We start from the raw sequence: 4,961 nt of genomic DNA, 5'->3' as shown, positions 1-4,961 counted from the left end.
CGGGCTGGCCTCGGCGGGCCTGCGGGCCGGGTTCCTGCTGCTCTCCGGCCGGATCGGCCAGGACGTCCTGCTGGAGCTGCGGCGGCGGGTGTTCGGGCACGCCCAGCGGCTGGCACTGGAGTGGCACGAGTCGTACACGTCGGGCCGGCTGATCTCCCGGCTCACCAGCGACCTGGAGTCGATCGACGACCTGCTCGACACCGGGCTCGACGGCCTGATCGGCGCCCTGCTCTCCCTCGGCGGGATCACCGTGCTGCTCCTGCTGATCGACCCGGTGCTGGCGGGTGTCGTACTGGCCGGGTTCGTCCCGCTGGCCCTGCTCACGATCTGGTTCCAGCGGCGGTCGCGGGCGAGCTACCGGCTGACGCGGACCTGGGTGGCGCGGGTGATCGTGCAGTTCGTCGAGTCCATGAACGGGATCCGCGCGGTGCAGGCGTACCGCCGGGAGGCCCGCAACGAGTCGATCATGGACCAGCTCAACGGGCGGTACCGGGACGCCAACGCGGACGCCCTGCTCACGCTGTCCTGGTTCGTGGCCTCGGTGCGCGCCGTGGGCAACGTGACGCTCGGCCTGGTCCTGCTGCTCGGGGCGCTGCGGGTCTCGGACGGGGCGCTGGAGCTCGGGGCGCTCACGGCGTTCCTGCTCTACCTGCGCCGCTTCTACGACCCGCTGGACCAGCTGGCGCAGTTCCTCAACGCCTACCAGTCCGCGGCCGCGGCGCTGGAGAAGCTGGCGTCGGTGCTGGACACGCCGATCGGCGTGCCCGCGCCGTCGTCGCCGGTGGCGCTGGGTCCCGCCCGCGGCGAGCTGGAATTCGACCATGTCACCTTCGCCTACCCGCGGGCGCCGGAGCACACGGTGCTGCCGGAGTTCTCGCTGCGGATCCCGGCCGGGCAGACGATCGCGCTGGTCGGGGCGACCGGGGCGGGCAAGACCACGCTCGCCAAGCTGGCGGCGCGGTTCCACGACCCCGTCTCCGGCGCCGTCCGGCTCGACGGCGTGGACCTGCGCGACCTGTCCGACGAGGACCTCCGCCGGGCACTGGTCATGGTGACCCAGGAGCCGTTCCTGTTCTCGGGATCGCTGGCGGACAACGTCGCCCTCGGTCGGCCCAGCGCCACCCGGCGGGAGGTGGAGGCCGCGCTGGAGACCGTGGGCGCACGTTTCGTGCACTCGCTGCCCGAGGGGCTGGACACGGACGTCCGCAAGCGGGGTGGGCGGCTGTCGGCCGGTCAGCGGCAGCTGGTCTCGCTGGCCCGGGTGGTGCTCGCCGACCCGGCCGTGGTCCTGCTCGACGAGGCCACGTCGAGCCTCGACATCCCGTCCGAGCGCGCGGTGCAGAGCGCCCTGGAGACGGTCCTGGCCGACCGCACGGCGTTGATCATCGCGCACCGCCTGTCCACGGTCGCGATCGCGGACCGGGTGCTGGTGCTCGCGGAGGGCCGGGTCGTGCAGGACGGCACCCCGGAGGAGCTCCTCGCGACCGACGGCGACTTCGCCGCCCTCCACGCCGCCTGGGCCGACTCCCTCCGCTGACCCGCATCAGCGGGTGAAGGCGGAGTGGCCGGTGATGGCGCGGCCCACGACCAGGGTGTTGATCTCGCGGGTGCCCTCGAAGGAGTAGAGGGCCTCGGCGTCGGCGAAGAACTTGGCCACGCCGTAGTCCAGCACCACCCCGTTGCCGCCCACGACCTGCCGCGCCAGCGCGACGGTGTCCCGCATCGCGGTGGTCGTGTACTCCTTGGCGAGGGCGGCGTGCTCGTCTCGGGCCTCCCCCGCGTCCTGCATCTCCGCGAGCCGGACGGACATGCCCAACGAGGCCGTCACGTTCCCGAGCATGCGCACGAGCAGATCCTGGACCAGCTGGAACCCGGCGATCGGGCGGCCGAACTGCTCGCGCTCCTTGGCGTAGGCGAGCGCGTTCTCGTAGGCCGCCATCATGGTCCCGGTCGCGCCCCAGGCCACACCACCACGGGTCCGCCGCAGCACCTCGTTGGTGTCGGAGAACGAGTTCGCTCGCTGTAGCCGGTCCTCCTCCGGCACCCGGCAGTCCGTCAGCACGATGTCGGCGTTCTGCACGGTGCGGAGCGCGATCTTGTTCTCGATCGCGGTCGCCGTCATGCCCGGGTTGTCGCCCTGGACCACGAAGCCCTTGACGCCGCCGTCGGCCTCGTCCCGCGCCCAGACGACGACGAGGTCGGCGAAGGTGCCGTTGCCGATCCACCGCTTCTCGCCGTTCAGCACCCAGGTGTCGCCCTCACGCCGGGCGGTGGTCTCCAGCCCCTGCGCGACATCGGACCCGCCGTGCGGCTCGGTCAGCCCGAACGCCCCGATCAGCTCCATCCGTGCCATCGCGGGCAGCCAGCGCTCGCGCTGCTCGTCGGAGCCGCAGAGGTCGACGCTGCCCATCGCGAGCCCGTTGTGGATGCCGAAGAAGCTGTTGAGCGACGGGTCCGTGTGGGCCATCTCGAGGGAGACGAAGCCGGTGAGCAGCCTGCGGGCGGCGGGGCCGTGCAGGTCGGCGTAGGGCAGCGCGGCGATGTCCAGCTCGGCGAAGCGCGGGATGATCTCCCTCGGGAACTCGGCGCGGATCCACGCGTCCAGGGCGATCGGGGCCAGCTCGGTCCGGCAGAACTCCCGGACCTTGCCGAGGATCTTGCGCTCCTCGTCCGCCAGCAGGGATCCGTAGCCGAAGAAGTCACCGTCGAGCAGGTCCATCCGCCGACGATCGCATGCGCGGCGGAGGTCTGCTCGGGTTCCGGTCCGCGGCCCGCGGCGCCCGCCTACGATCGGGCGGGTGAGCGCACCCCCCGCCTCGGAGGCACTCGACGTCCTGCACCGCGTGTTCGGGTACGCGGCCTTCCGTGGCCCCCAGGCCGAGGTGGTGGAGCACGTCGTCGCGGGCGGGGACGCGCTGGTCCTCATGCCCACCGGCGGTGGCAAGTCGCTCTGCTACCAGGTGCCCGCGCTGGTCCGGCCCGGCACCGGCGTGGTGATCTCGCCGCTGATCGCGCTGATGCAGGACCAGGTGGACGCGCTGCACACCCTCGGCGTGCGGGCCGGGTTCCTCAACTCCACGCAGAACCCGGAGGAGCGGCGCGACACCGAGCGCGCCCTGCTCGCGGGCGAGCTCGACCTGCTCTACCTCGCACCGGAGCGCCTGCGGCTCGGGACCACGGTGAACCTGTTGGAGCGCATGGACATCGCGCTCTTCGCGATCGACGAGGCGCACTGCGTGGCCCAGTGGGGCCACGACTTCCGGCCGGACTACCTGATGCTCTCGGAGCTGCACCAGCGCTGGCCCGCGGTGCCGCGGATCGCGTTGACCGCCACCGCGACCGAGCACACCCGCACCGAGATCGCCGAGCGGCTGGACCTGACCGCCGCGAAGCACGTCGTCGCGAGCTTCGACCGGCCCAACATCCAGTACCGGATCGTGCCCAAGGCCGAGCCCCGCAAGCAGCTGCTCGAGCTGCTGCGCACCGAACACCCCGGGGACTCCGGGATCGTGTACTGCCTGTCCCGCAAGTCCGTGGAACAGACCGCCGAGTTCCTTGCCGCACAGGGCATCCCGGCGCTGCCCTACCACGCGGGGCTCGACGCCGCGGTCCGTCGGGAGCACCAGTCCCGGTTCCTCCGCGAGGAGGGCCTGGTCATGTGCGCCACGATCGCCTTCGGGATGGGCATCGACAAGCCCGACGTCCGGTTCGTCGCCCACCTCGACCTGCCCAAGTCCGTCGAGGGCTACTACCAGGAGACCGGGCGCGCGGGCCGCGACGGGCTGCCGTCCACCGCGTGGCTCGCCTACGGGCTCGGCGACGTCGTCCAGCAGCGCAAGATGATCGACGACTCGGAGGGCGACGAGGCCCACCGGCGGCGGCTCGGGCAGCACCTCGACGCCATGCTCGCGCTGTGCGAGACGGTCGAGTGCAGGCGCGTGCAGCTCCTGGCCTACTTCGGGCAGCAGGGTGAGGCCTGCGGGAACTGCGACACCTGCCTCACGCCTGCGGAGTCCTGGGACGGCACCGTCCCCGCCCAGAAGCTGCTCTCGACGGTCTGGCGGCTGAAGAAGGAGCGCAACCAGAGCTTCGGCACGGTCCAGTCCGTGGACATCCTGCTGGGCAAGCGGACCCCGAAGGTCGAGCAGTCCCGCCACCACGAGCTGTCCACCTTCGGGATCGGGACCGAGCTCTCCGAGCAGGAGTGGCGCGGGGTGGCGCGGCAGCTCCTGGCGCGGGGGCTGCTGGAGGTCGGCGGCCCGTACAACACCCTGCAGCTCACCGAGGGCAGCCAGGCGGTGCTCAAGGGCGACCGGCAGGTGATGCTGCGCAAGGACCCCGAGCGGGTGCGCACCAGGCGGTCGTCGCGCTCCGCGGCTCCCCCTGCCGACCTGCCCGCCGGGGCGGCGCCGGTGTTCGAGCGGCTGCGGGCCTGGCGCGCGGCCACCGCCAAGGAACAGGGCGTCCCGGCGTACGTGATCTTCCACGACGCCACGCTGCGGGCCATCGCGGCGCTCGCCCCCACGTCCCTGCCCGCCCTCGGCACGGTGAGCGGGGTCGGCGAGAACAAGCTGGCCAAGTACGGGCAGGGGGTGCTCGCGGCGGTCGGTGGGGCCGCCGCGGCCGCTCCTGCTGTGCCCGCTGTGCCCGCCGGTCCGGTGGAGGACGACTGGCCCGTCGAGGAGCCCCCGGAGGAGGACTACCCGGACGACGACCCCTGGGGCGCCTGAGCCGCCACCCGGCGGCTCAGCGACACCCGGGACCGCACCCCCAGCTTCCGGTACACCCGGGTCAGGTGCGCCTCGACCGTCTTGCGGGAGAGGAACAGCTCCGCCGCGATCTCGGGATTGGTCCGGCCTGCCGCGACCGACAACGCCACGTGCCGCTCCTGCGGGGTGAGCGCGCGGAGGTCCCCGGCAGGCTCGGAGTTCTCCCGGCAGATCAAGCTGCTGGCCAAGGAG

General features: G+C 72.6%; 4 protein-coding genes. 2 read left to right on the top strand and 2 right to left on the bottom strand.

Translation table 11 applies throughout. The features are described 5' to 3' along the window. The coding region (locus tag H5J29_RS20695; protein ID WP_181782706.1) for an ABC transporter ATP-binding protein at positions 1-1,537 on the top strand (1,537 nt) is incomplete at its 5' end. Positions 1,538-1,543: 6 nt separating this feature from the next. Here H5J29_RS20695 and H5J29_RS20690 read toward each other — a convergent pair. Continuing rightward, the gene (locus H5J29_RS20690; RefSeq protein ID WP_181782705.1) at positions 1,544-2,719 is read right to left on the bottom strand and encodes an acyl-CoA dehydrogenase family protein; all 1,176 of its coding nucleotides are present in this window, start codon (positions 2,717-2,719) and stop codon (positions 1,544-1,546) included. Positions 2,720-2,798: 79 nt separating this feature from the next. Between H5J29_RS20690 and recQ the strand changes: the two genes are divergently transcribed. After that, on the top strand, positions 2,799-4,730 hold the full coding sequence (gene recQ / locus H5J29_RS20685) for a DNA helicase RecQ (protein WP_312858324.1): 1,932 nt from the start codon (positions 2,799-2,801) through the stop codon (positions 4,728-4,730). Here the strand turns inward: recQ and H5J29_RS20680 are convergent. Further along, the coding region (locus H5J29_RS20680; RefSeq protein ID WP_181782704.1) for a response regulator transcription factor at positions 4,700-4,961 on the bottom strand (262 nt) is incomplete at its 5' end. The two genes, recQ and H5J29_RS20680, sit on opposite strands and share 31 nt — an antisense overlap.

Origin of the sequence: Pseudonocardia pini (assembly GCF_013870575.1) — a bacterium.
Taxonomy (GTDB): Bacteria; Actinomycetota; Actinomycetes; order Mycobacteriales; family Pseudonocardiaceae; genus Pseudonocardia; species Pseudonocardia pini.
This window is presented reverse-complemented; position numbering and strand designations above follow the sequence as displayed.